We start from the raw sequence: 25,305 nt of genomic DNA, 5'->3' as shown, positions 1-25,305 counted from the left end.
AACCGATTCTTCAACGATACCGTTGAAGGAATGACGGAGAACGCAATCGACCTGCCCGCCTTCCTCGACGACCTGCCCACCCCGACCCGCCTTCTCGCCCTCGGCGAGCCCATGCACGGCTCGGAGGACGTCCTGCGCGCCCGCAACGCGGTGATCGAGGATCTGGTGCTCCGCGCCGGCTACCGCTCGATCGCCGTCGAGTCGGACTTCCACGCGGCCCCGCTCGTCGACGAGTACATCCGGGGCGGCGACGTGGACCTCGAACGCGCCCTCGCCGAGGGCTTCAGCCACGTGTTCGTGCACACCCGCGAGGCCACGCGGGAGTTGCTCAGGTGGCTGCGGGAGGTGAACCGCACCCTGGAGGTTCCCGTGCGGTTCTACGGGTTCGACGGGCCGATGGAGATGGCCGCGGCGCCCGGCCCGCGGGCGTACCTGCTGCGGCTGCACGCCGCGCTCGCCGGGATCGACGACCGGGTGCCGAGCAGCGCGGAGGAGATCGAGCGGCTGGCCGGCCCGGACGAGCGGTGGACCGAGGAGCGGGCGATGTACGAGGCCGAACGCTCCGTCGGGCGCACCGCCGAGGCGGACCGGCTGCGCCTCATCGCCGACGACCTGTGCGCCGTCCTGGACGCCTCCGCACCGCGCCTGGCACCGTCGCCGGACGCCTGGTTCCACGTCCTGGCGGACGCGCGCACCGCGGTGGGGCTGCTGCGGTACCACGCGATGATGGCGACGGACGGTCCCGAGCGGCTCAGCCGCCTGATCGCGCAGCGGGACGCGATGATGGCGGACAACCTCGTGGCGATCGAGGAGCGCGAGGCGCCGCGCGGCGGCACCGTCGTCCTCGCCCACAACCGGCACCTGCAGCGCGAGTTGAGTGGGATGCGGATGGGCCCGCATCAGCTGTGGTGGTACGGCGGCGGCGCGGTCGCCGAGGCCCTGCTCGGCGGCGGGTACCGGTTCGTCGCCATGGACGTCGGCGCCGCGCCCGCCCACGGACTCGGCGTGCCGGCGCCCGGCACCGTCGAAGGCGAGCTCTACCGGGCGCAGGGGCCGAACGCGTTCCTCCACCGGGGCTCCGACCTGGCGCTCCGCCTGCGCGGGACCGCGACCCGGCCGGACCGGGACGCGCACGGCGCGTACTTCCCGCTCGAGGCCGAGCACCTCGCCGAGGCCGACGGTGTGCTGTTCCTCAAGGAGGTTCGGGCATGATGGCCCCATGGTGATCGTGCTGTACGTCCTGGGACTGCTCGCCGTCGCCGCGGTGCTGTACGGCGTGGCCGCGCTCGTGTTCGGGCGCGGGGACGAGACCCCACCGTTGGAGACGGGGGCCACGCCCACCGTGCTCCCCGCCGAGGACGTGACCGGAGTGGACGTCCGCGCACTGCGATTCCAACAGGTCGTCCGCGGGTACAAGCCCGCCGAGGTGGACTGGGCGCTCGAACGGCTCGCACGCGAGATCGATGCGCTGCGCACGGAACTGGCCGTCGAGCGGGACGCCGCCGCCGCGTCGGCCGATACCGCCGACGGGGACGAATAGAGACCGGTCGACCGCTGCGTGAACGATCCTCGCAGCGCACAGGCTAGAATGTACTGCGGACTCGTCCGGGCCTCGCCCGGTCGGGTGAAGGGATCTGAAGGGAGCAACGGATGGCGGCGATGAAGCCACGTACGGGGGACGGCCCCTTGGAGGCGACCAAGGAGGGACGCGGCATCGTGATGCGCGTTCCACTCGAGGGTGGTGGACGCCTCGTCGTGGAGCTCACCGCCGATGAGGCGGCCGCACTCGGCGAGGAGCTGCGCGGCGTCACCTCCTGAGGTCGGGCCATCCGTCACAGAAGTTCCATCAGCAGATCCCGCGCGGGCTTCCCGCGCGGGATCTGCTCGTCTCGGGAGTCACCATGGTGGACGTACCGCCCGGCCTCGCCGCAGTCCTGCCCGCGCTCGCGTGCCCGCACTGCGGCACCCCGTTCGATCCTGACGGCGGCACCCTGCTGTGCGCACGGGGGCACGTCTTCGACGTGGCGCGCCAGGGCTACGTCACGCTGCTCGCGGGTAACGCGGGCGGCCTGACCGCGGACGACGCGGACATGATCGCCGCACGCGAACGGTTCTTCGCGACCGGCCACTACGAGCGGTTCCACGCCGCGGTCGCCGGCGCCGCCGCGCAGTCGCCCGCCGCGTCCGGGCCCGTCCTGGACTGCGGAGCCGGCGAGGGGGAGTACCTCGCCCGCGCCGTCGCCGCGCGGGGCGGCACCGGCATCGGGCTCGACCTGTCGAAACCCGGCGCGCGGCGCACGGCCCGGAGGGGGCCGTCGATCGGCTCGATCGTGGCGAACGGCTGGGAGCGGCTGCCGGTGGGCGACGGCGCCGTCGGGGCGGTGCTGTCGGTGTTCGCCCCGCGCAACGCCCGTGAGTTCGCCCGGATACTCGCCCCCGGAGGGCTCCTGGTGGTGCTCACCCCCACCGGGCGGCACCTCGAGGAACTCGTGGGGCCGCTCGGGATGATCTCGGTCGAGGACGGCAAGGTGGCCAGGCTCGACGGTGCGCTGCACGACTTCGAGCTGATCGCCCGCGACGGGCACGAATGGATCATGGACCTGACCGCGGAGGCCGCGGCTGACCTCGTCGCGATGGGGCCGAGCGCGCACCACGGCTCGCCCGATTCCCGCGCGGCCGCCCTCGCCGAACTGGCCCGGGACGGGACCGCGGCGGTGACGGCGTCCGGGACCGTCAGCGTGTACCGATTGCGGGCGGGAGCCGGAGCCGGCGTCGGTTCCGGCGTCGGCTAGGCCCGCTCCGCCAGCGTGTGCCGGTACACGTCGAGGGTCTGGCCGGCGATCGTCTCCCAGCTGAACTCGGCGATGGCCCGCTCGCGGCCCGCGGTGCCGAACGTCGCCGCTCGAGCCGGGTCCGCGCACAGGGCGTTGACGCCCTCCGCGAGCGCCGTCTCGAACGCGGCGGTGTCCGCCTCGTCGTAGTGGACCAGGGTTCCGGTGACGCCGTCGTCGACCACCTCGGGGATGCCTCCGACATCCGATGCGACCACCGCGGTTCCGCACGCCATCGCCTCGAGGTTCACGATGCCCAGCGGTTCGTAGACCGACGGGCAGACGAACACCGTTGCAGCCGAGAGGATCTCGCGGATCTTCGGTGTGGGAAGCATGTCCTGGATCCAGTGCACACCGTCGCGGGTCTCCGCCAGCACGGCCACCGCGTCCGCGGTCTCCGCGGCGATCTCCGGCGTGTCCGGGGCGCCCGCGCACAACACCAGCTGCACGTCCGGATCGAACCGGTGCGCCGCGGCCACGAGGTGCTTGACGCCCTTCTGCCGGGTGATCCGGCCGACGAACGCGACGATGGGGCGGTTCGGATCGATGCCGCGCTCGGCCAGCGGGGAATCCTCCCCGAACGGTTCCACCGGATGCCACACCTCGGTGTCGATCCCGTTGCGCACCACGTGCACCCGTGCGGCGTCGAGCCGGGGGTAGGCGTCGAGCACGTCGTCGGCCATGCCCCTGCTGACGGCGATCACCGCGTCGGCGTACTCGACGGCGTTGCGCTCGGCCCAGCTCGAGAGCCGGTAGCCGCCGCCGAGCTGCTCGGCCTTCCAGGGCCGGCGCGGTTCCAGCGAGTGCGCGGTGAGGATGTGCGGGACGCCGTACAGCTGCCCCGCCACGTGCCCGGCCAGCCCGGTGTACCAGGTGTGGCTGTGCACCACGTCGGCCCCGGCGGCGAGGTTCGCCATGCGAAGGTCCGTGGAGAACATCTCGAGCGCGGTGTTCGCGCCCGCGAGCTCGGGATCGGGACCCGAGACGGTGACGTCGTCCATGTCCGGGCGGGGTGCGCCCATGCAGTGGACGTCCACCGTGCACAGGTCGCGGAGGCGACGCACGAGTTCGGTGACGTGGACACCCGCCCCGCCGTACACCTCCGGCGGGTACTCCCTGGTCATCATGGCGACGCGCATGCCGCCAACCGTAGAGCGTGCGCCCGTCGCGCGCACCCGAATCCGGCGACGGAGACGGTGCCCGTTCGCCTGTGGTTCGGTGCACGGTTCCCTGCGATTGGGCGCGCGTTGTTCACACCGGGGATCGAAGGTCGCGGAACCCTGCACGGTGTGCCCGTTTGGGGATAGCGTTGACGCCGTGAGCAGACAGCCGCGTGTATTGGGAATCGTCCTCGCCGGCGGCGAGGGCAAGCGCCTCTATCCGCTGACCGCGGACCGGGCGAAACCCGCCGTCCCGTTCGGCGGCTCGTACCGATTGATCGATTTCGTTCTGTCGAATCTGGTCAACGCCGGGTACCAGCGATTGTGTGTGCTCACCCAGTACAAGTCGCACTCGCTGGACCGGCACATCAGCCAGACCTGGCGGATGTTCGGATTCCGCGGCGAGTACATCACGCCCGTCCCGGCGCAGCAGCGCGTGGGCAAGCGCTGGTACACGGGCAGCGCGGACGCGATCTTCCAGTCCATGAACCTCATCCACGACGACGAGCCCGACTACATCGTGGTGTTCGGCGCTGATCACGTGTACCGGATGGACCCGTCGCAGATGGTGCAGGCGCACATCGAATCCGGCGCGGGAGTCACCGTGGCCGGCATCCGCGTGCCGCGCGCCGAGGCCAAGGCGTTCGGCTGCATCGAGGCAGACGAATCGGGGATGATCACGCAGTTCCTGGAGAAGCCCGCGGACCCGCCGGGTACCCCCGACGATCCGGACGTGACGTTCGCGTCCATGGGTAACTACGTGTTCAGCACGAAGGCGCTCGTCGAGGCGATCGTGGCCGACGCCGAGGACACCGACTCCGATCACGACATGGGCGGCGACATCATTCCCGCGTTCGTGGCGCGGGGCGAGGCCGCCGTGTACGACTTCAGCGACAACCAGGTGCCGGGCGCCACGGAGCGCGACGCCGGCTACTGGCGCGACGTGGGAACGATCGACGCCTTCTACGACGCGCACATGGATCTGGTCTCCGTCTACCCGATCTTCAACCTCTACAACCGGCAGTGGCCGATCCGCTGCGAGAACGACAACCTGCCGCCCGCCAAGTTCGCCCGGGGCGGCCTCGCCCAGGAGTCCATGGTCGGGGCCGGCAGCATCATCTCCGGTGCGACGGTGCGGAACTCGGTGATCGGCGCCAACGTCACCATCGGCGACGGTGCCACCGTCGAGGGGTCCGTCCTCATGCCGGGCGTCCGGGTGGAACCGGGGGCCGTGGTGCGCAAGGCGATCCTGGACAAGAACGTCGTCGTCGGCCGCGGCGAGATCCTGGGCGTCAGTCTGGAGCGGGAGCGCGAGCGGTTCACCGTCTCGTCGGGTGGCGTGGTCACCGTCGGCAAGGGTGTGCGTATCGGCTGACGCCCGGCACGGCCGGGCATGGGGGAGCGCTCGGTCTCATGACGCTGTGGTGGTGCATCACATAGGGTTTCGGCTCGCTGGCCATGCCGTGGCTGCAGCCGCACCCGAGGCTCGCTGACCGGGCGTCAGCCGCGGGCGAGCGCCGCGCGCACCTGATGGGCGACGGTGGTGTGCTCGGCGGACGCGGGGAGCGCGTCCACGGGCCACCACTGCAGTGCGTTGGATTCCTCGCTGATCGCGAGTTCCGGTGTGCCCGAACCTGGGGCGATCGCCCGGAACCGCAGGTCCAGGTGGCGGGTCGGCACGCCCAGTGAGCACGTGATCGGGTGCGTGTGCAGGGTGAGCAGGTCCTGGTCCACGGCGATCTCCGCCAGCCCCGACTCCTCCAGCCCCTCGCGCAGGGCCGCGTCGGCCAGCGTCGCGTCCTCGTCCTCGCAGTGCCCGCCGAGCTGCAGCCACTCGCCGACCCGCGGATGGTGCGTCAGCACCACGTGGGTACGCGCCTCGTTGAGGATCACCACGGAGGCGGTGATGTGTCCCGGTACGTTGGCCCGGGCGCACGCGTCGGGCTGCGCGTCGAGGAACGCCAGAACGGTGTGCCGGAGCGCGTCGTCGGAATCGGTGCGCGCGTCGAACCGGGCCAGGGTGTCGACGGTGGAGCTGTGCAGCGAAGCGAACGACATGGCCTCACACTACCTTTCGATCAGCATCTCTCCGGGCGGTAGGGGCTCGCGCGGGGAGACCGGTTCGGTCGGGTAGCCGACGGCGATCGCGCCGGCCGGCCGGAAGTCGGAGGGCAGGTCGAGCGCCTCGCGCACGGTGTCGGCGGCGAAGATCGTCGAGCCCACCCAGCAGCTGCCGATCCCGCGCACCGCCAGCGCCACCAGCAGCGACTGCACCGCGGCGCCCACCGCCACCGTGAACATCGTCTCCTCGGCGGCGGTGCGCCGCGCGTCGGGGTAGGCGTGGGCACCGTCGGGCACCATGAACGGCAGGATCAATTCCGGCGCGTCGTAGAGCAACTGCCCGCGCCGGACCCGCTTGGCCACCGATTCGGCTGTGCGCCCGTCGCCGGAGAGATCCTCCGCCCATGCCGCCTTCATGGCGTCCAGAAGCCTCGTGCGGCGCTCGCGGTCGCGGACCCACACGAACCTCACGGGATGCGTGTGATGCGGCGCAGGGGCCGTCAGGGCCTCCGCAACGGCCGCCTGAACATCGTCCGCCGGTACCGGCTCGTCGGCGAAGGCGCGCACCGAGCGTCGCAGGAGGAGCGCCTGCCGCCGCGCGGCGTCGACGCCGGTGTGGAACAGATCGTCCTCGCCGGGGCGCACCAGCCCGCGGGCGTTCGCGAGCGGGGAACCCTCGGCGGGCGAGCGGGTCTCGAAGCCGCGCACCACCGCCACCGGCACGCCGCCCAGCTTGCCCTTCACCAGATCCGCCGCGGCCGCCAGTTCGTCGGCGACCGCGATCTCGGTGACCACCAGGTCGTTGCCGTACGCGTCCACGGCGCCCGCGTAGGCGTGCAGCACCTCCATGCCCGCGGCGCCGATCGCGGCGTCGGTCTGTCCCGTGCGCCACGCGCGGCCCATGGTGTCGGTGATCAGCACTGCGACGTCCACGCCCAGAAGGTCTTTCAGGCCCGCGCGGACCGTCGCCGCGGAACCGTCCGGATCCTCGGGCAGCAGGGCGACGGTGTCCGAGGCGACGTTGGACGCGTCCACGCCCGACGCCGCCTGCACGACGCCCAGCCGGTTCTCGGTGATCCACGTGCGGCCCCGGGTGGCCAGCACCCGCACCGACTCCTCGGCGATCAGCCTGCGGCGGAAGGCGTCCCGCTCCTCGGGGTCGGACGGTGCCTCCAGTACGCGTCCCTCGGACTTGGAGAAGATCTTCGACGTGGCCACCACGACGTCGCCGTCCGCGAGCCACGGCGCACCGTCGGCGATCAGCCGCGCGACGTCCGCGCCCGGCTCGACCTCGCCGATGCCCAGGACCGGCAGGATCTCCAGCGAGCCGGCGCCGTGGTCGCGCCCCGGCCGGCTCACAGGCCCACCAGGTCCAGGCCGGCGTCGATCATCGCGGCGGTGGCCCGCGGCGAGCTCATCAGCAGCGGTACCGCCGCGACGGCGACCCCGTCGACCGCGACGCCGGCGTCCTCCTCGGCGACCAGCCACCCGTCGAGCACGCCGTTGCCGCTGCGGGCGCCGTAGTGCTCGCCGACGGCCTGCGCGCTGGTCTCGAGCCCGAGCACCGACAGGCAGCGATCGGCCATGCCGCGCAGCGGGGCGCCGCCGATCACGGGGGAGACCCCCACGACCTTGGCCCGCGTCGTCCGGAGCGCGGCGCGGATTCCGCCGACCGACAGGATCGCCCCCACAGACACCACGGGGTTCGACGGCGCGAGGAACACCACGTCGGCGTCCTCGATCGCCGCGATCGCGGCGGCGCTCGCCTGCGCCTTCCCGCCGGCCGGAGCGCCCTCGCCGCCGCCGACCTGCGCGAACCCGAACGTCTCGACGTCGGCGCGATAGCGCACCCACCACTCCTGGAAGTGGATCGCCTTCTTCGCGCCGTCTCCGGAATCGGGGTCCGCGATCACCACGTGCGTCTCGTGTCGCGCATCGGTGGCGGGCAACAGCCGCACGCCCGGCTGCCAGCGGTTGCACAGCGCCGCCGTCACCTCGGTGAGCGGGTAGCCGGCCGCCAGCATCCGGGTGCGGATCAGGTGCGTCGCGAGGTCTCGGTCGCCGAGGCCGAACCAGTCGGGATCGGCGCCGTACTTCGCGAGCTCCTCCTTGGCGTTCCACGTCTCGTCGCGGTGACCCCAGCCCCGGTCGGTGTCGATGCCGCCGCCGAGCGTGTACATGCACGTGTCCAGGTCCGGGCAGATCCGGACGCCGTGCATCCAGGCGTCGTCCCCGACGTTCACCACCGCCGTCACCGTGTGCTCGGGGGAGTCGTCGCCCGGCGCGGCGTCCGCCCGCGGCGGGAACGTCGTGGTTCCGAACCTCTCGCGCGCCCCTTCCAGGAATCGCGCTCCGCCGACACCGCCCACCAGCACCGTCACCTTCACCGGATCGAGGGTAGTCGCCCGTGAGATATGACGCGGATCACATCTCAACCACGTGTCGAGGTGCCGATTCTGAGGGTAGGGGTGGTATTAGCTAATTTCCCGGTTCAGCTTGACGTGGCGCCGGTTCGCGTGTGTAATCACAACCGTGTCATTCACTGCGTCGTGATCGAACGACGTACGGCACATCACCATCCGAGACACCAACGAACACCACGAAAGCAACGAGGGAGGCGGGCCGATGACGATCGACGCTCATCGTGAACCGTTCGGAAGCTTCTCCGGTGGGTCCGACCGTGGACACCTGAGCCTGGTGCCCACAGGTTTCGAGGAACTCTACGAGGCCATTGAGGACCAGTGGCAGGACCGTGCCCTGTGCGCGCAGACCGATCCCGAGGCGTTCTTCCCCGAGAAGGGCGGCTCCACGCGCGAAGCCAAGCGAATCTGCCTGGGCTGCGAGGTGCGTGACGAGTGCCTCGAGTACGCCCTGTCCAACGACGAGCGCTTCGGCATCTGGGGCGGCCTGTCCGAGCGCGAGCGCCGCAAGCTCAAGCGCGGCATCATCTGACCGACCGTCGCATCACGTCGCGTCCGGGCCGGCCAGGAGGATCTCCTCCGTCACGCCGAGGTAATTGCTGATCTGGTGAATCAGGATCGCGAGGATCTCCTCGAGCAGGTCGGCCTCCGTCTTCGCACGTCGCTGTAGCGGTCGCCGGAACAGGATCAGCCGCGGGCGGGTTCGGTTGCCCCGCCGGTCGATGCCGGCGGGAACGAGCCGCGCCAGCGGGATCGGGCCGTCCGCCTCCACCTCATCGGGCCACGTCACGTCGTCCGGGTCGCGCGGCAGGATCCCGGGCACGTCGTCCACCGCGATGTCCAGGTCCGTCAACCTGTCGTGCCACAGCACGTCGATCTCGGCGTACGCGTCGAGCACCACCTCGTCGAAGTCCTGAGTCCGCGTGCGGTGCGCCGGAAGCTCGCGCGGCACCAGCAGGCCGCGCATCCCGCGCTCCCGTCGATCCCTGGCCACGCGCCGCCGTCGCCGCGCGCGCTCGTCCAAGCGTGCTCTCATCGTTTCCTCAGTCTAGTCGCGAGAGGCGATAAGGCGGCCGTGGAGCGCCCTGCGGTGTGTCGGGGTACCCAACCCTCGACCCAGGGGTTAACCTTCTTGGCGTGAACCCCGTCCGTCAGTGCTGCCGCCCCGGCTGCCGAAACCACGCCGTGGCCACGCTGACGTTCGACTACAGCCAGTCGATCGCCGTGCTGGGGCCCCTCGGAACCACCAGCGAACCGCACTCCTGGGACCTCTGCGACTTCCACGCCGGCCGGATGACCGCGCCCCGCGGCTGGGAGATGCTCCGCAACCTCCCGGCGTACAGCGCCGCGGCCGTCGGCAACACCGCTCTCGAGGACGACCTCACGGCCCTCGCCGACACCGTCCGTGAAGGCGCATCGCGCTCGATGAGCGAGGCGGCGCCGACGGATTCGCCGATCCGCTCCCTCCCGCCGATCGGCGCCATGCGTCCCGTCCACGACGGAGTCACCGGGCCCCGCACGAGCCCGTCGTCGCAGCCGGTCGGCGGCCCGCCCAAGCACGCTGCCCGGCCGGGCCGGCGCGGGCACCTGCGGGTGCTGCCCGATCCCGTCGACTGAGCACCGCGGGGGAACGTCACCGAACGTCGGAGTTCCGAGCTGCAACCGATAGGGTGGGGCGTCCGCGCGAGCCCGTTCCGGGTCCTCGCATGCGTATCAACTAGGAGGTCATGGGGCCGTGGTGCGACCGCTGGAGTCGGTGCAGGCTGTCATCAAGGCGTACGACGTGCGCGGGCTCGTCGGAGAGCAGATCGATGACGACTTCGTCCGCGACGTGGGCGCCGCCTTCGGCGCGCTGGTCCGCGGCGAGGGGGCCGGCGAGGTCGTCGTGGGACACGACATGCGCGATTCGTCGCCCGCCCTGTCCACCGCGTTCGCCGAGGGGGTCACAGCGCAGGGCGTGAACGTCGTCCTCATCGGACTCGCCTCCACCGACGAGCTGTACTTCGCCTCCGGCGTGCTCGACTGCCCGGGCGCGATGTTCACCGCCTCGCACAACCCGGCCGCCTACAACGGGATCAAGCTCTGCCGGTCCGGCGCCAAGCCGGTGGGCCAGGAGTCCGGGCTGGGCGTCATCACCGAGCAGGTCGCCGACGGGGTCCCGTCGTACGACGGTGCCCCCGGCCGGGTGTCCGAGCGCGACGTGCTCGACGAGTACGGCGACTACCTGCGGAAGCTGGTGGACCTCTCCGGTTCCCGGCCGCTGCGGGTGGCCGTGGACGCCGGCAACGGCATGGGTGGCTTCACCGTTCCCTCCGTGTTGGGCCCCGTCGAGGCCCTCGACGTGCGCGCGCTGTTCTTCGAGCTGGACGGCGACTTCCCCAATCACGAGGCCAACCCGCTGGATCCGAAGAACCTCGTCGATCTGCAGCGGTTCGTGGTGGAGCAGGGCGCCGACATCGGCCTCGCCTTCGACGGCGACGCCGACCGCTGCTTCGTGGTGGACGAGAAGGGCGAGCCCGTCTCGCCGTCGGCGGTCACCGCGCTGGTCGCCGAGCGCGAGCTCGCGAAGAGCCCCGGCGCCACCGTCATCCACAACCTGATCACGTCCAAGGCGGTGCCCGAGATCATCGCCGAGAACGGCGGCACCGCTGTGCGCACCCGCGTGGGCCACTCCTTCATCAAGGCACGGATGGCCGAGACCGGTGCCGTGTTCGGCGGAGAGCACTCGGCGCACTACTACTTCCGCGAGTTCTGGGGCGCGGACTCCGGCATGCTCGCGGCGATGCACGTGCTGGCCGCGCTCGGCGAGCAGGACGCGCCGCTCTCGGAGCTCATGGGCGCCTACGACCGGTACGCGGCATCGGGCGAGATCAACTCGACGGTGGCCGACCAGGCCGGGCGCACCCGGGCGGTACTCGATGCTTTCGCAGACGAAATCCAAGGCACCGATGAACTGGACGGCGTGACGGTACAGTTGGTTTCGGGCGCCTGGTTCAACCTCCGAGCGTCGAACACCGAGCCCCTGCTGCGACTGAACGTCGAGGCCGCGAGCCCGGAAGAGGTGGAAGCGCTGACCGAGCGGATCCTGGCGATCGTACGTGCCTGAACGCGCCTCCCGCGCGGGCAGACAGGAGGAGACCGTGACGGACGTGGCCGATCTCGATGATCCGGCCGGGCTGATCGCCGCCGACGTGAACGGACATCTTCGGGCCGCCGCCCTCGCGGGCGCGCAGGTCCGCGCTGTGGCGTCCCTCGTCGACGAGGGCGCCCTCGCCCCGCTCGACGGGTTCGCGCCGCGCGCCGTCGTCGTGGTGTGCGGGGCCGGACCGGCCGCCGCCGCAGCCGGATTCGTCGAAGCGCTCACCGCCGGTCGGCTCGACGTGCCCCTCGTCCGCTCCACCGAACTTCCGCCCTGGGTGGGCGCTCTCGACGTGGTCGTCGTCTGCGGTTTCGACGCGGGCGACCTCGCGCTCGCGCGGGCCGTCTCCGTCGCCACCCGTCGCGGCGCCTCCGTCGTGGTCGCCGTGCCCATGGAGGGCCCCGTGGCCGAGGCCGCGGCCGGCCGGGCCATCGACCTCGGGCCGCGGCTGCACGTCCCCGAGCGGTTCGGTTTCGTCGGCGTCGCAGCGGCCCTGTTCGCGGTTCTCGGCCGCCTCGGCGGCAAGGAGCGCGACGTACCGCCGGGCGAGGGCTACCTGCACGAACTGGCCGAATCGCTCGATGAGGAGGCCGTGCGCGGCGCACCCGACCGCGACGTGGAATCGAACCCGGCCAAGCGGCTCTCCGCCCGCATGGCCGGGCGGCGCGTCGCCCTCACGGCCGACACGGCGGCGGGGCTCGCGGTCGCGGAGCACGCCGCATCGCAGGCGCTCACGCTGGGCGGCCAGGTCGTGGCCGCCGTGGGCCTCGCCGACGTCGAACTGGCGACCCCCGAGCTCTCCTCGGCACCGTCGGGCGGCGCCCTGGGGGCCGGCGACGGCGCCGCCGCGGACCCGCTGTTCCACGACCCGTTCCTGGACGGCCCGGTCGCCCAGGCGCCGCTGCGCGTGCTGGCCATCACGGCCGAGGAGCGCGCGCCCATGGTCGAGGCCCGGCTCCGGGCACTGCCCGACGTCGAGGCCCTGGCGGTCGACGAGGACGGCGACGCCGCGCGGAAGGCCGAGGGGGAGCGCGCGGACGCGACGGACCTGCTGGCGCTGGCGGTACGGTTCGATCTGGCGTCGGTCTACCGGCGCCTGACGGGGGAGGCGTGATGCAGCGGATCGAGGGCGTGATCAGGCCGTACGCGTGGGGTTCGCGCACGGTTCTGGCCACGATGCAGGGGCGGTCCGTGCCGTCGGCGCACCCCGAGGCGGAACTGTGGTTCGGCGCGCATCCCGGTGATCCCGCGCGTTTCGAGGGCGGCCAGGACCTGCTCACCGAGATCGACGCGGATCCCGACGGCGAACTCGGTCCCGCCTGCCGCCAGGAGTTCGGCGACCGGCTGCCGTACCTGGTGAAGGTGCTCGCGGCCGACGAGCCGCTGTCGTTGCAGGCGCACCCGTCGCGGGAGCAGGCCGCCGAGGGCTTCGCGCGGGAGAACGCCGCGGGCATCCCGCTGGACGCCCCCGAACGCAACTACCGCGACGCGTCGCACAAGCCCGAGGTGGTGATCGCGCTCAGCAGGTTCGAGACGCTGGCCGGGTTCCGGGACCCCGTCGCCACGATGGACCTGCTGCGGGCGCTCGCCGTGCCCGAGCTCGACTCGTACCTCGGCCTGCTCTCCGGCCAGCCCGATTCCATGGGGCTGCGCGCCCTGCTGACCACGTGGATCACCCTCCCGCAGCCGGCGCTCGCGGAGCTCGTGCCCGCGGTGCTCGGCGGCTGCGTGCGGTACCTGGAGAGCGGGGAGGAGCGGTTCCGCGGCGAGGCCAAGACCGCGCTCACGCTGGGGGAGCGGTACCCGGACGACGCGGGTGTGCTCGCCGCGCTCCTGCTGAACCGGGTGGTGCTCGAGCCGGGGCAGGCGCTGTACCTGTCGGCGGGCAACCTCCACATGTATCTCAGTGGCGCTGCCGTCGAGGTGATGGCCAACTCGGACAACGTCCTTCGCGGCGGGCTCACGCCGAAGCACGTCGACGTGCCGGAGCTGCTGCGGGTGCTGGACTTCACCCCGCGCTCACCGTCGGAACTGGCGCCCCGCACGTCGACCGTCGGCCCGGAGGTGATCTTCTCGACCCCCGCTCCGGAGTTCCGGGTGTCACGGGTGCGGCTCGACGGGACGGCCCTCAAGCGGGCGGCGTCCGTCGAGCTGGACGCACGAGGCCCGCAACTGCTGGTCGTGACCGACGGTGCGATCACGGTCCGCAGTGCGGGCCGGGCGGTCGACGTCCACGCGGGCAGCGGCCTCTGGATGGGGGCGTCGGATCCTGGGGTGATCGTGACCGCGCACTCACCGGCGGCGGAGTTCTTCCGCAGCCTGGTGGGCGGTCACTGATCCGCGGGGGCTCGGACCCCCGCGCGGCGGGCCGTCAGTAGCCGCCGGGGAGGTTCTCGTAGAACGTCTCCGGGATGTCGAAAGTCTGCATCGTGGAGACCGCCGACGCTGCGGGGAGCGCGGCCGTGAGCACCGCGAGCGGCTTCCCGTCGCGGGTGAGGAGCACGTCGTCGCCACCCTCGACGATCTTGAGCAACTGCGCGACCGTCTGGTCCGTGGTGTGAGCGAATGTCTTGGTCATAGGCCCGACGGTAAGTGTTACTTGCCGGTACGCCAACAACTTTCACGTACCGACAGGTAACACCCGCGGGTAACTTGCGGCGTTCGCGGGCCCGCCCCGGGTGTCCGATATGGGCCGGTCGGGCCGGTGGATCGGTTTCCATCGGTGGCGAAATGCCCCGTCCGGTGGGGCGCGTGGTGTTTGATGAATCGTCATACATCTGTCGAGGGAGCGACCATGGCCAACCCCCTGTTACGCACCAAATCCGTGGAGCAATCCATCGCGGACACCGAAGTGGTCGGAACGCGCCTGAAGAAACAGCTCACCGCGTGGGATCTGACGATCTTCGGCGTCGCCGTCGTCGTCGGTGCCGGCATCTTCACCATCGGCGCGTCGACCGCCGGCGACTTCTCCGGTCCGGCCGTCTCGATCTCGTTCGTCATCGCGGCGGTCGCGTGCGGGCTCGCCGCCCTCTGCTATGCGGAGTTCGCGTCGACGGTGCCCGTGGCGGGCTCGGCCTACACCTTCTCCTATGCGACGTTCGGCGAGTTCGCCGCGTGGATCATCGGCTGGGACCTCGTTCTCGAGTTCTCCATCGCCGCCGCGGCCGTGGCGAGCGGGTGGTCGAGCTACGTGGGCACGGTCTTCCACACGGGGGCGCCGGTGGTGCAGATCGGCGGGGTCAAGGTCGACTGGGGCGCGATGCTCATCGTCGCGGTGCTGACGGGGCTGCTGACCTTCGGTGCCAAGGTGTCCTCGCGCGTCTCCGCCGTCATCACCGCGATCAAGGTGGCCGTGGTGCTACTGGTGATCGTCGTGGGCGCCTTCTACATCAAGGGTTCCAACTACACCCCCTTCGTCCCCGAGTCGGTGCCGGGCGAGTCCACCGGGTTCAGCTGGAGCAACACGCTGTTCCAGGTGCTCAGCGGTGGAAGCGGGTCGACTTACGGCTGGTACGGCGTGCTCGCGGGCGCCTCGATCGTGTTCTTCGCGTTCATCGGGTTCGACATCGTGGCGACCTCGGCCGAGGAGACGAAGAACGCGCAGCGCGACGTGCCGCGCGGCATCCTGGGGTCGCTCGCGATCGTCACGGTGCTCTACATCGCGGTGACCGTGGTGGTCACCGGCATGACGAGCTACAAGGACCTGGCCACCAGCGCCGGGGACGGTTCGGAGAAGAACCTGGCCTACGCGTTCTCGCTCAACGGCGTCGACTGGGCTGCGACGATCATCTCGATCGGCGCGCTCGCCGGCCTCACGACCGTGGTCATGGTCCTCCTGATGGGGCAGAACCGCGTGCTGTTCGCGATGGCCCGCGACGGCCTGCTTCCCCGGCCGCTGGCCAAGACCTCCGACCGCGGCGTGCCCGTGCGGATCTCCGTGGGCGTCGGCGTGGTGGTCGCGATCTTCGCGGGTCTCGTGCCGCTCAAGGAACTGGCTTCGCTGATCAACATCGGCACGCTGTTCGCGTTCGTGCTCGTGTCGGTGGGCGTCGTCTTCCTCCGCAAACAGCGTCCCGATCTGCAGCGCGGCTTCCGGGCTCCGTTGGTGCCGCTGGTGCCGATCCTCTCCGTCGTCGCGTGCGGGTGGCTGATGCTCAACCTGTCCCTCGAGACGTGGCTCCGGTTCCTCATCTGGATGGCGATCGGCGTGGTGGTCTACTTCGTCTACTCGATGAACCACTCCGTCGCGGGCAAGCGCGAGCGCGGCGAGGTCGTGGAGTCACTGGCGGACTGACGTCCGGACGGACTGAGCACGTGACGGACCGCGGCCGGAGGATCTCCGGCCGCGGTTCCGTATGCGAGCGGCGACAACAATCGTCGTGCTGATCTGCCCCGGGAAACATCCGGTTTCACGATGGCATGACGGTCGGCGGCGCTGTCTCGCACCAGGGGCGATAGCCTGGAGCGCGTGACTACAGCGCTGACCGCCGACACGGCGAACGGAATCGATTTCAAGGTCGCGGACCTCTCGCTCGCGGAGTCCGGACGTAAGCAGCTGCGCCTCGCCGAGCACGAGATGCCGGGCCTGATGGCCCTGCGCCGCGAGTACGCCGACGTGCAGCCGCTCAAGGGCGCGCGGATCTCGGGGTCGCTGCACATGACCGTGCAGACCGCGGTGCTGATCGAGACCCTGACCTCGCTGGGCGCCCAGGTGCGCTGGGCGTCGTGCAACATCTTCTCGACGCAGGACGAGGCCGCGGCCGCGGTGGTGGTGGGCCCGAACGGCACTCCGGAGAAGCCCGAGGGCGTGCCGGTGTTCGCGTGGAAGGGCGAGTCGCTCGAGGACTACTGGTGGTGCGCGGAGCAGATGCTCACCTGGCCGGGGGAGCCCGCGAACATGATCCTCGACGACGGCGGCGACGCCACGATGATGGTGCTGCGCGGCGCGCAGTACGAGGCGGCCGGCGTGGTGCCGCCGGCGGAGGACGACGACCCGGCGGAGTGGAAGGTGTTCCTCTCCGTGCTGCGGGAGCGCTTCGCGCAGGATGAGACGAAGTGGACCACGATCGCGCGGTCGGTCAAGGGCGTCACCGAGGAGACCACGACGGGCGTGCTGCGTCTGTACCAGTTCGCGGCCGCCGGCGAGCTGTCCTTCCCGGCGATCAACGTCAACGACTCGGTCACCAAGAGCAAGTTCGACAACAAGTACGGCACCCGGCACAGCCTGATCGACGGCATCAACCGCGGCACCGACGTGCTGATCGGCGGCAAGAAGGTACTGATCTGCGGCTACGGCGATGTGGGCAAGGGCTGCGCGGAGTCGCTCGCCGGCCAGGGCGCGCGCGTGCAGGTCACCGAGGTCGACCCGATCAACGCGCTGCAGGCGCTCATGGACGGCTTCGACGTGGTCACCGTCGAGGGCGCGATCGGCGACGCCGACATCGTGATCACCTCCACGGGCAACAAGGACATCATCCTGCTCGAGCACATGAAGCTCATGAAGGATCAGGCGATCCTGGGCAACATCGGCCACTTCGACAACGAGATCGACATGGCCGGCCTGGAGAAGTCGGGCGCCGTGCGCACGAACATCAAGCCGCAGGTGGACCTGTGGACGTTCGGCGACAGCGGCAAGTCGATCATCGTGCTCTCGGAGGGCCGCCTGCTCAACCTGGGCAACGCGACGGGCCACCCGTCGTTCGTCATGTCCAACAGCTTCGCGAACCAGACCATCGCGCAGATCGAGCTGTGGACCAAGCCCGACGAGTACGACAACGAGGTCTACCGGCTGCCGAAGCACCTCGACGAGAAGGTCGCCCGCGTCCACGTCGAGGCACTGGGCGGCACGCTCACCAAGCTCTCCAAGGAGCAGGCGGAGTACATCGGCGTCGATGTCGAGGGCCCGTACAAGCCCGAGCACTACCGCTACTGATCGCCCCCGGTTCGGTTGCGGCGCAGACGGTGGCGCAACCGAACCGGAGACGGTTGTTCCGGTTCCGTTCGCGGGGAACGGGGTTCGGGTCAGCGCAGCCCGGATGAGCTGACGCACACCTTCCAGGCGCCGGACTCCTTGCGCAGATGCGCGGTGTCCGAGACCGTCTGGGGCAGGGTGACGGTCTGCCCGACGGGTTCGGTGGTCTCCTCCGCGGTGGCGGTGCCGGCGGTCTTGTCGACGGCCACGGACAGGACGGTGACCCGCCACGAACCGCCGGGCCCGATGAGCGTGTCGACTTCGGCGGCGAAGGTCTGCGGAGTGAACCGCAGCTGCAGCTGCTGCACGTCCGCTGCGCACCGGGTCTTGATGAGCGCGTCCATGTCCCGTGCGTTCACGGCCTGCGTCTCGGCCGCGATCACCTCGCGGATCCGGCGCTCGTCGTCGCCCGTCCGCGTGGACACGATGTACCAGGTGGTGGCCACGATGATCGCCACCACGACCGCCGTGGTCGCCACGACGATCCACACCGCGCGGTGCTGAGACCCCTTCGGGCCGTGCGGTTCACCGGGACCGCCGGGCGCGGGATTCCACCCCGGGGCGGAGCCGGGCGGGACGGTGCCCGGCGGGAGGACGGGGCCGCCGTGGCTCGGACCGGGGGGAGGCGGACCGGCGGGAGCGGGTGCGCCCGGTGCGCCGGACGGATCAGCCTGGGGCGGAGCCGGATTCGGTGTGACCGTCGCGGCACGCTGGCCGGACACCGCGTTTCCCGTCAGATACGGCGTGCCCGAAGCCGAGACGGGGCCGCCCGTCCCGTAGCTCTGCTGCTGCTGTCGCGGCATCGGGATCCCCAACTGCCGGTAGGTCTCCGGCGGCAGCACGGGGTACAGGTTCTCGCGCGGGTCAGTCGGTCGCATCGGCCCTCTCCTCGGGGACGTTCCGCTCGTGCTGCATCGCCTGCAGCAGCGCGGTGAGCGCGTCCAGTTTCTCGTGCACCTCGTCGAGCTCGCGGCGCATGTAATCGCGGCTCGCGGCGTCGCCGACGGCGATGCGCACGCCCGCGAGCTCGCGGGCCAGGAATTCGGTGTCCGCCTTGGTCTGCGCGGCGCGGGTGCGGTCCTCGTCGAGCGAGACCCGGTCACGGCTCTCCTGCCTGTTCTGCGCGAGCAGGATCAGCGGCGCCGCGTAGGCGGCCTGGGTGGAGAACGCGAGGTTGAGCAGGATGAACGGGTACGGGTCGAAGTGGTAGGTGAACCACAGCACGTTGAGCGCGATCCACACGATCACGATCACGGTCTGAATCGCGAGATACCGCCCGGTGCCGAGGAATCGGGCCACCCGCTCAGCGCCCTGCCCCACCATGTCGTCGCCGAGGTTGAGGCTGAACGTGCGCTTCAGCCGGGGGGTGTCGAGCCGCGAACGCTCCTTCACCGGGCCACCTCCTCACTGTCCTCGTCGCGCCAGTCCTCCGGCAGCAGGTGGTCGAGGAGGTCGTCCACCGACACCGCGCCCAACATGTGATTCTCGGCGTCGGTCACCGGCCCGCAGACCAGGTTGTACGCCGCGAAGTAGCGGGTGACGGCGCCCAGCGGGTCGTCGGGACCGAGCTGCGGCAGGTCGGTGTCGACGATGCCGCCCACCAGGTCGGCGGGCGGTTCGCGCAGCAGCTTCTGCAGGTGCACCGCGCCGAGGTAGCGGCCCGTCGGGGTGGCCGTCGGTGGGCGCACGACGAAGATCAGGCTGGCCAGTGCGGGCGTGATGTCGGGGTTGCGGGCGCGGGCCAGCGCCTCGGCCACGGTGGTCGACGGGGTCACCACGATCGGCTCCGGCGTCATCATGCCGCCCGCGGTGTAGGGGGAGAAGGTCAGCAGCCGGCGGACCGTGCCCGAATCCTCGGGGTCCATGACGGTCAGCAGCTCCTCACGCTGGCGGACGGGCAGTTCGCCCAGGAGGTCGGCGGCGTCGTCGGGGTCCATCGCCTCGAGGACGGCGGCGGCGCGTGCCTTCGTCAGGTGGGCGATCACCTCGGTCTGGTCGTCGGTGCTCAGCTCCTGGAGCACGTCGGCCAGGCGCTCGTCGTCGAAGGCTCCGGCGATCGCCAGCCGACGGGCCGTGGGCAACTCGCGCAGCGCCTGCGCGACGTCCGCGGCGCGCATGTCCTCGAAGACCGTCAGCGCCTCGGCGATCTCCTGGTCCGTGTTCGTCAGCGCCGTCGAGTTGAAGCCCGTGACGTGCGAGAGGTCCACGATGTGCACACCGCCCCGTCGGCCCAGGCCCCGGCCGCGCACGCGCACGGCGAGCCGGTGCACCACCCAGTCGCGCGTGCGGGTCTGCTCGATCCCGACGTCCACGACGGTGGCGTCGGCACCGTCGTACGACGCCCCCGGTTCGTCGACCCGGACGCGGCTGCCGAGGCTCTGGCCCAGCGCCAGCGCCTCACCGGTGCGCAGGTGCAGGCGGCGCAGGCTGACCGAGCCGGTGTTCAGGGTGACCGCGGCCGCCTCGATGCTCGTGACCCGCAGCATGGGCACGAAGATCCGCCGGCGGTTCGCGAGCTCGACGGCCAGGCCCAGCACCCGCGGCGCCTTCCGGTCCGTCCGCAGACCGATCACGGCGTCCCGTACTCGGCCGATCGACTCGCCGTCCGGACCCACGACGGGGAGGCCGGACAGTCGCGCGACGAATACTCTGGAGACAGCCGACATGGTGTTCAGGGTAGTTTCGATTCCGACATCCCATGCGAAGGAGGGCGCCGAATGTCCAATCCGATGCAGGGCCCGGGCGCGTCGAATCAGCCGGGCGGCCCTGGTGGTCGCGGCCTGCCGACGCCGCCGCGCGGTTGGCCCATCGGCTCGTACAACACCTACGCCGAGGCGCAGCGTGCCGTGGACCACCTGTCCGATCAGGAGTTCCCGGTCGAGAACGTGACCATCGTCGGGGTCGATCTGATGCAGGTCGAACGCGTGACCGGCCGCCTCACCTGGGGGCGCGTGCTCGGAGCCGGTGCCGGATCCGGTGCGTGGCTCGGCGTGTTCTTCGGCCTGCTCGTCGGCCTGGTGACCGGCGACATCGTGCCGACCCTGATCGCCGGCGTGGTCGGCGGCATCGTGTTCGGCCTGATCTCGGCAGCGATCCCGTACGCCGCATCGCGCGGCACCCGCGACTTCTCGTCGACGATGCAGCTGGTCGCCGGCAGGTACGACGTGCTGTGCGACCCGCAGCACGCCGAGCGTGCCCGCGACATGCTCGCCCGCCTGAACATCCAGTAGGCCTCGGCTCAACCGACTCCGCCCGCCCCGTGACGACACGGGGGCGGGCGGAGTCTTCTGTGTCTTCCGTCTCCCTGACCTGCGGAGACGGAAGTGCGTCGCGCGCCGTCGCGCCGAAGGTGTTTACCGGGTCGTGGAGTCCTGCTAAATTGCGATCAAGTGATAGTGATCACAAGGAGGACTCTCATGGCTGACATCCTGGGGCGCACCGGGCAGACCGCGTTCGACCAGCGGTACGTCGACACCCTGGAGGACCTGTCCGACGGATCCGTGCACCGGCGGTTCGACCCGTATCTCGACATCGACTGGGACTCGCCGGAGCTGAAGCTCGACCCGAACGACCCGCGCTGGGTTCTCCCCGCGACCCTCGACTCCCTCGGGGCGACGCAGTGGTACCGGGATCTGCCGGTCGAGAAGCAGATCGAGATCGGCCGGTGGAGGCTGGCGAACACCATCAAGGTGGGCGCAGCGTTCGAGTCGATCCTCATCCGCGGAATGATGCAGTACATCATGAAGCTCCCGAACAAGTCGCCGGAGTTCCGCTACTGCCTCCACGAGATGACTGAGGAGTGCAACCACATCCAGATGTTCCAGGAACTGGTGAACCGCATCGACGTGGACGTCCCCGGCATGCGGAAGCGGTTCCGCCGGGCGTCCCCGATGATCGGCGTGCTCGGCGGCTACGCCCACGTGATCCTGTTCATGGGCATCCTCGGCGGCGAGGAGCCGATCGACCACTACCAGAAGGCCATCATGCGGCACGGCGGCCAGGTGCCGCCGCTGGTGCTGCGCACCATGGAGATCCACGTCGCGGAGGAGGCGCGCCACATCTCGTTCGCGCACGAGTTCCTACACACCCACCTGCAGGGGATGACCAAGCGGCAGAAGCGGATCTGCGCGGTGGCCTTCCCGCTGGCGATGCGCTGGCTGGTGGGCGAGATCTTCACGCCGCCGAAGGAGTTCTTCGAGCGCTTCGAGGTGCCGCGGGAGGTGAAGCGGGAGGCGTTCTGGCGCGGCCCGACGGCCCGCGCGCTGCTCAACGACTACTTCGCCGAGATGCGCGCGCTGGCCGACGACCTGGGCCTGATGACGCCGGCGGGCAGGCTGATGTGGAAGCTGCTGCGGATCGATGGACACCACGCCCGCTACCGCGGCGAGCCGACACGGATGGCACAGGCGGCCTGACGCCGGCCTTGCGCGCGCAACGCGCCGACGTCCGGTGGGGCGCGCGTACCATGCCAGGTATGGCCACCACGACGAACGGGCCGGGATCCGGCTACGAGTTGCGGTGGCGTGCGCACAATTCGGAGCGGCGGGACCGGATCCTGCGCGCCGCCGCCGAACTGGTGGAGGAATCGGCTCCCGGCGCGCCGATCTCGGTGCAGCGCATCGCCGAACGCGCGGGGCTCGTGAAGTCCGTCGTCTACCGCCAGTTCAAGAGCAAGGACGATCTGACGCGCGGGCTGCGGGGCTACGTGGTGGACGAGTTCGCCGGCGAACTGGTCGCGGATCTCGACATCTCCATCGGGTCGCTGCGCGCGATCCTGCGGCGCGCCATCGCCAGCGCGGCGGCGTGGATGCAGGAGAACCCCCGCCTCGTCGACCTGATCCGCTCCGGCCCGACCGACGGCGCCGGCGACTGGCCGGACGCCATGAGCGAGCTCAAGCACCGCGTGGTCTCCCGGGCGAACGAGACGATCGACGGCGTCGCCGCGGCCACCGGACTCTCCGCGGAGGCCTTCGCCCGCGTGCCCTTCGTGGTCTTCACGATGGTCGAGGCGACTCTCACCGGATGGGTGCGCGGCGAGGAGGCGATCCGCGACCAGACCCGCGAGGAGGTCGTCGAATCGCTCACCGACATCACGTGGTTCGTGCTCGACGGTGCCGCCCGCGGCCTGGGCGTGCAGGTGGACCCCGACGCGGAACTGACAGTGGCGCTGAGCGAGCTCGGCACCGTCGGGGCGGACCCCGCGGCCGGCCGGCGCTGACGGTTCCGCGGCCGGTTTCGTGGGCAGGGCTCGAACCTGTCCTCGCATCTGGCACGATTATCCCGAATGTGGTTCATCTCACCGGCGGAGTCGACTAGCTTTTCGAAGCGACGCTTCCGGTCGGTAGCGGGATAGGAGCGACGCGTGGCGGGCGAACAGAGTCGAACACGCCGGAGCCGCGGGGCGCGGCTCGGCGCGATGGGAATGGCCACCGCCGTGGGAGCCACGCTGCTCGCCGGCTGTGGCACCGGTTCCGGCGGGATCGAGATCAGCGTGTACGTGGGCGCGGACAGCGCGCCGACCGTGGCGCGGGCGGCGGAGAAGTGTTCGAACGACGAGTTCAAGGTCGTGGGGTACTCCCTCCCGAAGTCGGCCGACGACGCTCGGCTGCAGCTGGCGCGTCGCGTCACGGGCGGCGACAAGACGCTCGACATCCTGGGACTCGACGTCACCTGGACGGCGGAGTTCGCGCAGGCGGGTTGGGCGGTGAAGGTGCCGGCCGACCTCGCCGAGCGCACGGCGAAGCGCGTTCTTCCCGGTCCGCTCAAGACCGGCATGTACAACGACGAGATGTACGCCGTCCCGGCCTGGACGAACACCCAGCTGCTCTGGTATCGCAAGGACCTCCTGTCGCAGCTCACCGGCAAGCCCGTGACCTCTCCGCCCAGGCTGACCTGGGCGCAACTGCTCGAGCTGACGGCGAAGTCCCGCGCGCAGCGCGGACCCACGCAGATCGGCGTGACCGCCGCGCAGTACGAGGGCCTGACGGTGTGGTTCAACTCGATGCTCGAGAGCGCCGGCGGCAAGGTGGTCGACGAGACCGGCAAGAAGGTGGTGCTCGGCGAGGGGAAGAACCGCGAGGCCGCCGTCAAGGCGCTCACGGCCATGAAATCGGTGGCGACCGCTCCCGGTCACGATCCGAGCTTCTCGCAGACGATGGAGACCGAGATCCGTCTCGGGATGGAGCGCGGCAACGCGCTGTTCGAGCTGAACTGGCCGTTCGTGCTGTCGGCGATGCAGGAGAACTCGGCGGCGGGTTCCGTGCCGTTCCTGCCGGAGATGACGAAGTTCGCGGACGTGGCGAAGGACCCGACGAACGATCAGCTCAAGCAGATGAATCAGGTGATCCAGAAGAAGTTCGACTTCGCGCGGTTCCCTGACCTCGCGCCCGGTGTGCCCGCGCGGCCCACGATCGGTGGCGGCAACTACGCCGTGTCTCCGACCTCCGTCCACCAGGAGCAGGCGTGGAAGGCGATCGAGTGCCTGACCAATGAGGAGTCCGAGAAGGCGTACGGCTTGGACGCCGGCACGCCGCCGGTGCTGCCGTCGCTGTACGACGATCCGGAGTACCTCGCCGTGTACCCGATGGCGAAGCTGATCCGGGATCAGTTGCAGGAGAACACCTCCTCGGTCCGGCCGGTGACCCCGGTGTATCAGGCCATGTCGACGCTGATGCAGGCCAAGTTGAGCCCGGTGGGCTCGTGGGATCCGGAAGCGCTGGTCGACGAATTGGCGACGGCCGCAGAGAAGGCCATCGATCAGAAGGGACTGGTCCCGTGACCGCGGCGACGACGAGCGGGGGCGCCGCCCCCGCACCGGTGAAGAAGGCGGCGCTGTCCCAGGGGCAGCGCGAGGAGCGCAAGCTGGGGTTGTTGCTGATCGCTCCGGCGGCGTTGGTGATGCTGCTGGTGACGGCGTATCCGATCGTGTACGCGTTCTGGTTGAGCTTGCACAAGTCGTCGTTGGCGGCGCCGGGGCAGGACGAGTTCATCGGGTTCGGCAATTACGGCACGGTGCTGCAGGATTCGTATTGGTGGCAGGCGCTGGGCGTGACGGCGTTCATCACGGTGGTGTCGGTGGTGATCGAGTTCGTGTTGGGCTTGGCGATCGCGTTGGTGATGCACCGGACGATCGTGGGCCGGGGGATCGTGCGCACAGTGGTGTTGATCCCGTACGGCATCGTGACGGTGGCGGCGTCGTTCTCCTGGTTCTACGCGTGGACGCCGGACACGGGCTATCTGGCGAACCTGTTGCCGGACGGGAGTGCGCCCCTGACGCAGCAGATCCCGTCGCTGTTCATCATCATCCTGGCGGAGGTGTGGAAGACGACGCCGTTCATGGCGCTGCTGCTGCTGTCCGGTCTGGCGTTGGTTCCGGACGACCTGTTGAAGGCGGCGTCGATGGACGGTGCGGGTGCGTGGACGCGGTTGACGAAGATCATCATCCCGCTGATGAAGCCGGCGATCCTGGTGGCGCTGTTGTTCCGCACGCTCGACGCGTTCCGGATCTTCGACAACATCTACGTGCTGACCAAGGGGGCGAACGGGACGGGCTCGGTGTCGATCTTGGGTTACGACAACCTGTTCAAGGCGTTCAACCTGGGGGTGGGGTCGGCGATCTCGGTGCTGATCTTCCTCTGCGTGGCGATCATCGCGTTCATCTTCGTCAAGGCCTTCGGCACCGCGGTGCCGGGCGCCGACCAGGACCAGAGGTAGGGGGCGCGGG

The 25,305-nt window shown here is 70.4% G+C and carries 26 protein-coding genes; 17 read left to right on the top strand and 9 right to left on the bottom strand.

Annotated elements, in window-relative coordinates; genetic code table 11:
• Positions 1–30: 30 nt before the first annotated feature.
• The 4 genes from BN39_RS00435 to BN39_RS00425 all read left to right on the top strand — a co-directional run bounded on the left by BN39_RS00435 (position 31) and on the right by BN39_RS00425 (position 2,792).
• Positions 31–1,212, top strand: a complete 1,182-nt coding sequence (locus BN39_RS00435) for an erythromycin esterase family protein (protein ID WP_019200367.1) — start codon at positions 31–33, stop codon at positions 1,210–1,212.
• Positions 1,213–1,219: 7 nt separating this feature from the next.
• Positions 1,220–1,540, top strand: coding sequence for a DivIVA domain-containing protein (locus BN39_RS00430; RefSeq protein ID WP_019200366.1), 321 nt, complete (start codon positions 1,220–1,222; stop codon positions 1,538–1,540).
• A 110-nt stretch (positions 1,541–1,650) separates the two neighbouring features.
• Positions 1,651–1,818, top strand: coding sequence for a DUF3117 domain-containing protein (locus BN39_RS22565; RefSeq protein ID WP_081585864.1), 168 nt, complete (start codon positions 1,651–1,653; stop codon positions 1,816–1,818).
• A gap of 83 nt (positions 1,819–1,901) precedes the next feature.
• Positions 1,902–2,792 carry a putative RNA methyltransferase gene (locus tag BN39_RS00425; protein WP_019200364.1) on the top strand — a complete coding sequence of 297 codons (891 nt, stop codon included), beginning with the start codon at positions 1,902–1,904 and terminating at the stop codon, positions 2,790–2,792.
• On the opposite strand, the gene glgA is transcribed toward BN39_RS00425, so the two are convergent.
• Positions 2,789–3,970, bottom strand: coding sequence for a glycogen synthase (gene glgA, locus BN39_RS00420; protein ID WP_019200363.1), 1,182 nt, complete (start codon positions 3,968–3,970; stop codon positions 2,789–2,791). The genes BN39_RS00425 and glgA overlap by 4 nt on opposite strands.
• Positions 3,971–4,148: 178 nt before the next feature.
• Here glgA and glgC point away from each other — a divergent pair, with 178 nt between their 5' ends.
• On the top strand, positions 4,149–5,366 hold the full coding sequence (glgC, locus tag BN39_RS00415) for a glucose-1-phosphate adenylyltransferase (RefSeq protein ID WP_040765694.1): 1,218 nt from the start codon (positions 4,149–4,151) through the stop codon (positions 5,364–5,366).
• A gap of 125 nt (positions 5,367–5,491) precedes the next feature.
• Here glgC and BN39_RS00410 read toward each other — a convergent pair whose 3' ends face one another.
• From BN39_RS00410 to cofD, 3 genes are read right to left on the bottom strand one after another with little or no spacing between them, the layout of a single operon-like run.
• The gene (locus BN39_RS00410; RefSeq protein ID WP_019200361.1) at positions 5,492–6,049 is read right to left on the bottom strand and encodes an NUDIX hydrolase; all 558 of its coding nucleotides are present in this window, start codon (positions 6,047–6,049) and stop codon (positions 5,492–5,494) included.
• Between the two features lie 9 nt (positions 6,050–6,058).
• Positions 6,059–7,411, bottom strand: coding sequence for a coenzyme F420-0:L-glutamate ligase (locus tag BN39_RS00405; RefSeq protein ID WP_019200360.1), 1,353 nt, complete (start codon positions 7,409–7,411; stop codon positions 6,059–6,061).
• Positions 7,408–8,439: a 2-phospho-L-lactate transferase gene (gene cofD / locus BN39_RS00400; RefSeq protein ID WP_019200359.1), complete on the bottom strand. Its 1,032-nt coding sequence runs from the start codon at positions 8,437–8,439 to the stop codon at positions 7,408–7,410. The genes BN39_RS00405 and cofD overlap by 4 nt, the downstream gene beginning before the upstream one ends.
• A gap of 238 nt (positions 8,440–8,677) precedes the next feature.
• On the opposite strand from cofD, the gene BN39_RS00395 reads away from it, so the two are divergent.
• Positions 8,678–9,004 carry a WhiB family transcriptional regulator gene (locus tag BN39_RS00395; protein WP_019200358.1) on the top strand — a complete coding sequence of 109 codons (327 nt, stop codon included), beginning with the start codon at positions 8,678–8,680 and terminating at the stop codon, positions 9,002–9,004.
• Positions 9,005–9,016: 12 nt separating this feature from the next.
• On the opposite strand, the gene BN39_RS00390 is transcribed toward BN39_RS00395, so the two are convergent.
• Entirely contained in the window at positions 9,017–9,508 is a 492-nt protein-coding gene (locus tag BN39_RS00390) for a metallopeptidase family protein (protein ID WP_040765692.1), read from the bottom strand.
• A gap of 101 nt (positions 9,509–9,609) precedes the next feature.
• On the opposite strand from BN39_RS00390, the gene BN39_RS00385 reads away from it, so the two are divergent.
• From BN39_RS00385 to manA, 4 genes are all read left to right on the top strand, one after another.
• Positions 9,610–10,089 carry a DUF3499 domain-containing protein gene (locus tag BN39_RS00385; RefSeq protein WP_051158783.1) on the top strand — a complete coding sequence of 160 codons (480 nt, stop codon included), beginning with the start codon at positions 9,610–9,612 and terminating at the stop codon, positions 10,087–10,089.
• Between the two features lie 118 nt (positions 10,090–10,207).
• Entirely contained in the window at positions 10,208–11,578 is a 1,371-nt protein-coding gene (locus tag BN39_RS00380; protein ID WP_019200355.1) for a phosphomannomutase/phosphoglucomutase, read from the top strand.
• A 34-nt stretch (positions 11,579–11,612) separates the two neighbouring features.
• Positions 11,613–12,725 (top strand): hypothetical protein, encoded by a 1,113-nt coding sequence (locus BN39_RS00375; protein ID WP_019200354.1) that lies wholly within the window; start codon positions 11,613–11,615, stop codon positions 12,723–12,725.
• Positions 12,725–13,948: a mannose-6-phosphate isomerase, class I gene (manA, locus tag BN39_RS00370; RefSeq protein ID WP_019200353.1), complete on the top strand. Its 1,224-nt coding sequence runs from the start codon at positions 12,725–12,727 to the stop codon at positions 13,946–13,948. The genes BN39_RS00375 and manA overlap by 1 nt, the downstream gene beginning before the upstream one ends.
• Before the next feature lie 34 nt (positions 13,949–13,982).
• On the opposite strand, the gene BN39_RS00365 is transcribed toward manA, so the two are convergent.
• A complete protein-coding gene (locus tag BN39_RS00365) occupies positions 13,983–14,189 on the bottom strand; it encodes a hypothetical protein (protein WP_019200352.1) in 207 nt (68 codons plus the stop codon).
• Positions 14,190–14,405: 216 nt separating this feature from the next.
• Between BN39_RS00365 and BN39_RS00360 the strand changes: the two genes are divergently transcribed.
• Positions 14,406–15,905, top strand: coding sequence for an amino acid permease (locus tag BN39_RS00360; protein ID WP_019200351.1), 1,500 nt, complete (start codon positions 14,406–14,408; stop codon positions 15,903–15,905).
• Between the two features lie 174 nt (positions 15,906–16,079).
• Entirely contained in the window at positions 16,080–17,543 is a 1,464-nt protein-coding gene (gene ahcY, locus BN39_RS00355) for an adenosylhomocysteinase (RefSeq protein ID WP_019200350.1), read from the top strand.
• 89 nt (positions 17,544–17,632) lie between these two features.
• Here ahcY and BN39_RS23995 read toward each other — a convergent pair whose 3' ends face one another.
• The 3 genes from BN39_RS23995 to BN39_RS00340 are packed head-to-tail and all read right to left on the bottom strand — an operon-like array spanning position 17,633 to position 20,248.
• Positions 17,633–18,460 (bottom strand): hypothetical protein, encoded by an 828-nt coding sequence (locus BN39_RS23995; protein ID WP_040765691.1) that lies wholly within the window; start codon positions 18,458–18,460, stop codon positions 17,633–17,635.
• Positions 18,447–18,974: a DUF1003 domain-containing protein gene (locus BN39_RS00345; protein WP_019200349.1), complete on the bottom strand. Its 528-nt coding sequence runs from the start codon at positions 18,972–18,974 to the stop codon at positions 18,447–18,449. The genes BN39_RS23995 and BN39_RS00345 overlap by 14 nt, the downstream gene beginning before the upstream one ends.
• Positions 18,971–20,248, bottom strand: coding sequence for a magnesium transporter MgtE N-terminal domain-containing protein (locus tag BN39_RS00340; protein ID WP_019200348.1), 1,278 nt, complete (start codon positions 20,246–20,248; stop codon positions 18,971–18,973). The genes BN39_RS00345 and BN39_RS00340 overlap by 4 nt, the downstream gene beginning before the upstream one ends.
• A 51-nt stretch (positions 20,249–20,299) precedes the next feature.
• On the opposite strand from BN39_RS00340, the gene BN39_RS00335 reads away from it, so the two are divergent.
• From BN39_RS00335 to BN39_RS00315, 5 genes are all read left to right on the top strand, one after another.
• The gene (locus BN39_RS00335) at positions 20,300–20,812 is read left to right on the top strand and encodes a general stress protein (RefSeq protein ID WP_019200347.1); all 513 of its coding nucleotides are present in this window, start codon (positions 20,300–20,302) and stop codon (positions 20,810–20,812) included.
• Positions 20,813–20,998: 186 nt separating this feature from the next.
• The gene (locus tag BN39_RS00330; RefSeq protein WP_019200346.1) at positions 20,999–21,997 is read left to right on the top strand and encodes a diiron oxygenase; all 999 of its coding nucleotides are present in this window, start codon (positions 20,999–21,001) and stop codon (positions 21,995–21,997) included.
• A 59-nt stretch (positions 21,998–22,056) separates the two neighbouring features.
• Positions 22,057–22,800, top strand: a complete 744-nt coding sequence (locus BN39_RS00325; RefSeq protein WP_019200345.1) for a TetR/AcrR family transcriptional regulator — start codon at positions 22,057–22,059, stop codon at positions 22,798–22,800.
• Between the two features lie 144 nt (positions 22,801–22,944).
• Complete coding sequence (locus BN39_RS00320; protein WP_237741607.1) at positions 22,945–24,360, top strand: extracellular solute-binding protein; 1,416 nt, start codon at positions 22,945–22,947, stop codon at positions 24,358–24,360.
• The gene (locus tag BN39_RS00315; RefSeq protein WP_019200343.1) at positions 24,357–25,295 is read left to right on the top strand and encodes a carbohydrate ABC transporter permease; all 939 of its coding nucleotides are present in this window, start codon (positions 24,357–24,359) and stop codon (positions 25,293–25,295) included. The genes BN39_RS00320 and BN39_RS00315 overlap by 4 nt, the downstream gene beginning before the upstream one ends.
• Positions 25,296–25,305 lie beyond the last annotated feature (10 nt).

This window comes from Tsukamurella sp. 1534 (assembly GCF_000312385.1).
GTDB lineage: Bacteria > Actinomycetota > Actinomycetes > Mycobacteriales > Mycobacteriaceae > Tsukamurella.
This window is presented reverse-complemented; position numbering and strand designations above follow the sequence as displayed.

Bases quoted from the DNA above. Each gene is read 5' to 3' on its own strand.
- BN39_RS00435 (WP_019200367.1), top strand. From the start codon at position 31: ATGACGGAGAACGCAATCGACCTGCCCGCCTTCCTCGACGACCTGCCC.
- BN39_RS00430 (WP_019200366.1), top strand. From the start codon at position 1,220: ATGGTGATCGTGCTGTACGTCCTGGGACTGCTCGCCGTCGCCGCGGTG.
- BN39_RS22565 (WP_081585864.1), top strand. From the start codon at position 1,651: ATGGCGGCGATGAAGCCACGTACGGGGGACGGCCCCTTGGAGGCGACC.
- BN39_RS00425 (WP_019200364.1), top strand. From the start codon at position 1,902: ATGGTGGACGTACCGCCCGGCCTCGCCGCAGTCCTGCCCGCGCTCGCG.
- glgA (WP_019200363.1), bottom strand. From the start codon at position 3,970: ATGCGCGTCGCCATGATGACCAGGGAGTACCCGCCGGAGGTGTACGGC.
- BN39_RS00410 (WP_019200361.1), bottom strand. From the start codon at position 6,049: ATGTCGTTCGCTTCGCTGCACAGCTCCACCGTCGACACCCTGGCCCGG.
- BN39_RS00395 (WP_019200358.1), top strand. From the start codon at position 8,678: ATGACGATCGACGCTCATCGTGAACCGTTCGGAAGCTTCTCCGGTGGG.
- BN39_RS00390 (WP_040765692.1), bottom strand. From the start codon at position 9,508: ATGAGAGCACGCTTGGACGAGCGCGCGCGGCGACGGCGGCGCGTGGCC.
- manA (WP_019200353.1), top strand. From the start codon at position 12,725: ATGCAGCGGATCGAGGGCGTGATCAGGCCGTACGCGTGGGGTTCGCGC.
- BN39_RS00365 (WP_019200352.1), bottom strand. From the start codon at position 14,189: ATGACCAAGACATTCGCTCACACCACGGACCAGACGGTCGCGCAGTTG.
- BN39_RS00360 (WP_019200351.1), top strand. From the start codon at position 14,406: ATGGCCAACCCCCTGTTACGCACCAAATCCGTGGAGCAATCCATCGCG.
- BN39_RS23995 (WP_040765691.1), bottom strand. From the start codon at position 18,460: ATGCGACCGACTGACCCGCGCGAGAACCTGTACCCCGTGCTGCCGCCG.
- BN39_RS00340 (WP_019200348.1), bottom strand. From the start codon at position 20,248: ATGTCGGCTGTCTCCAGAGTATTCGTCGCGCGACTGTCCGGCCTCCCC.
- BN39_RS00335 (WP_019200347.1), top strand. From the start codon at position 20,300: ATGTCCAATCCGATGCAGGGCCCGGGCGCGTCGAATCAGCCGGGCGGC.
- BN39_RS00330 (WP_019200346.1), top strand. From the start codon at position 20,999: ATGGCTGACATCCTGGGGCGCACCGGGCAGACCGCGTTCGACCAGCGG.
- BN39_RS00325 (WP_019200345.1), top strand. From the start codon at position 22,057: ATGGCCACCACGACGAACGGGCCGGGATCCGGCTACGAGTTGCGGTGG.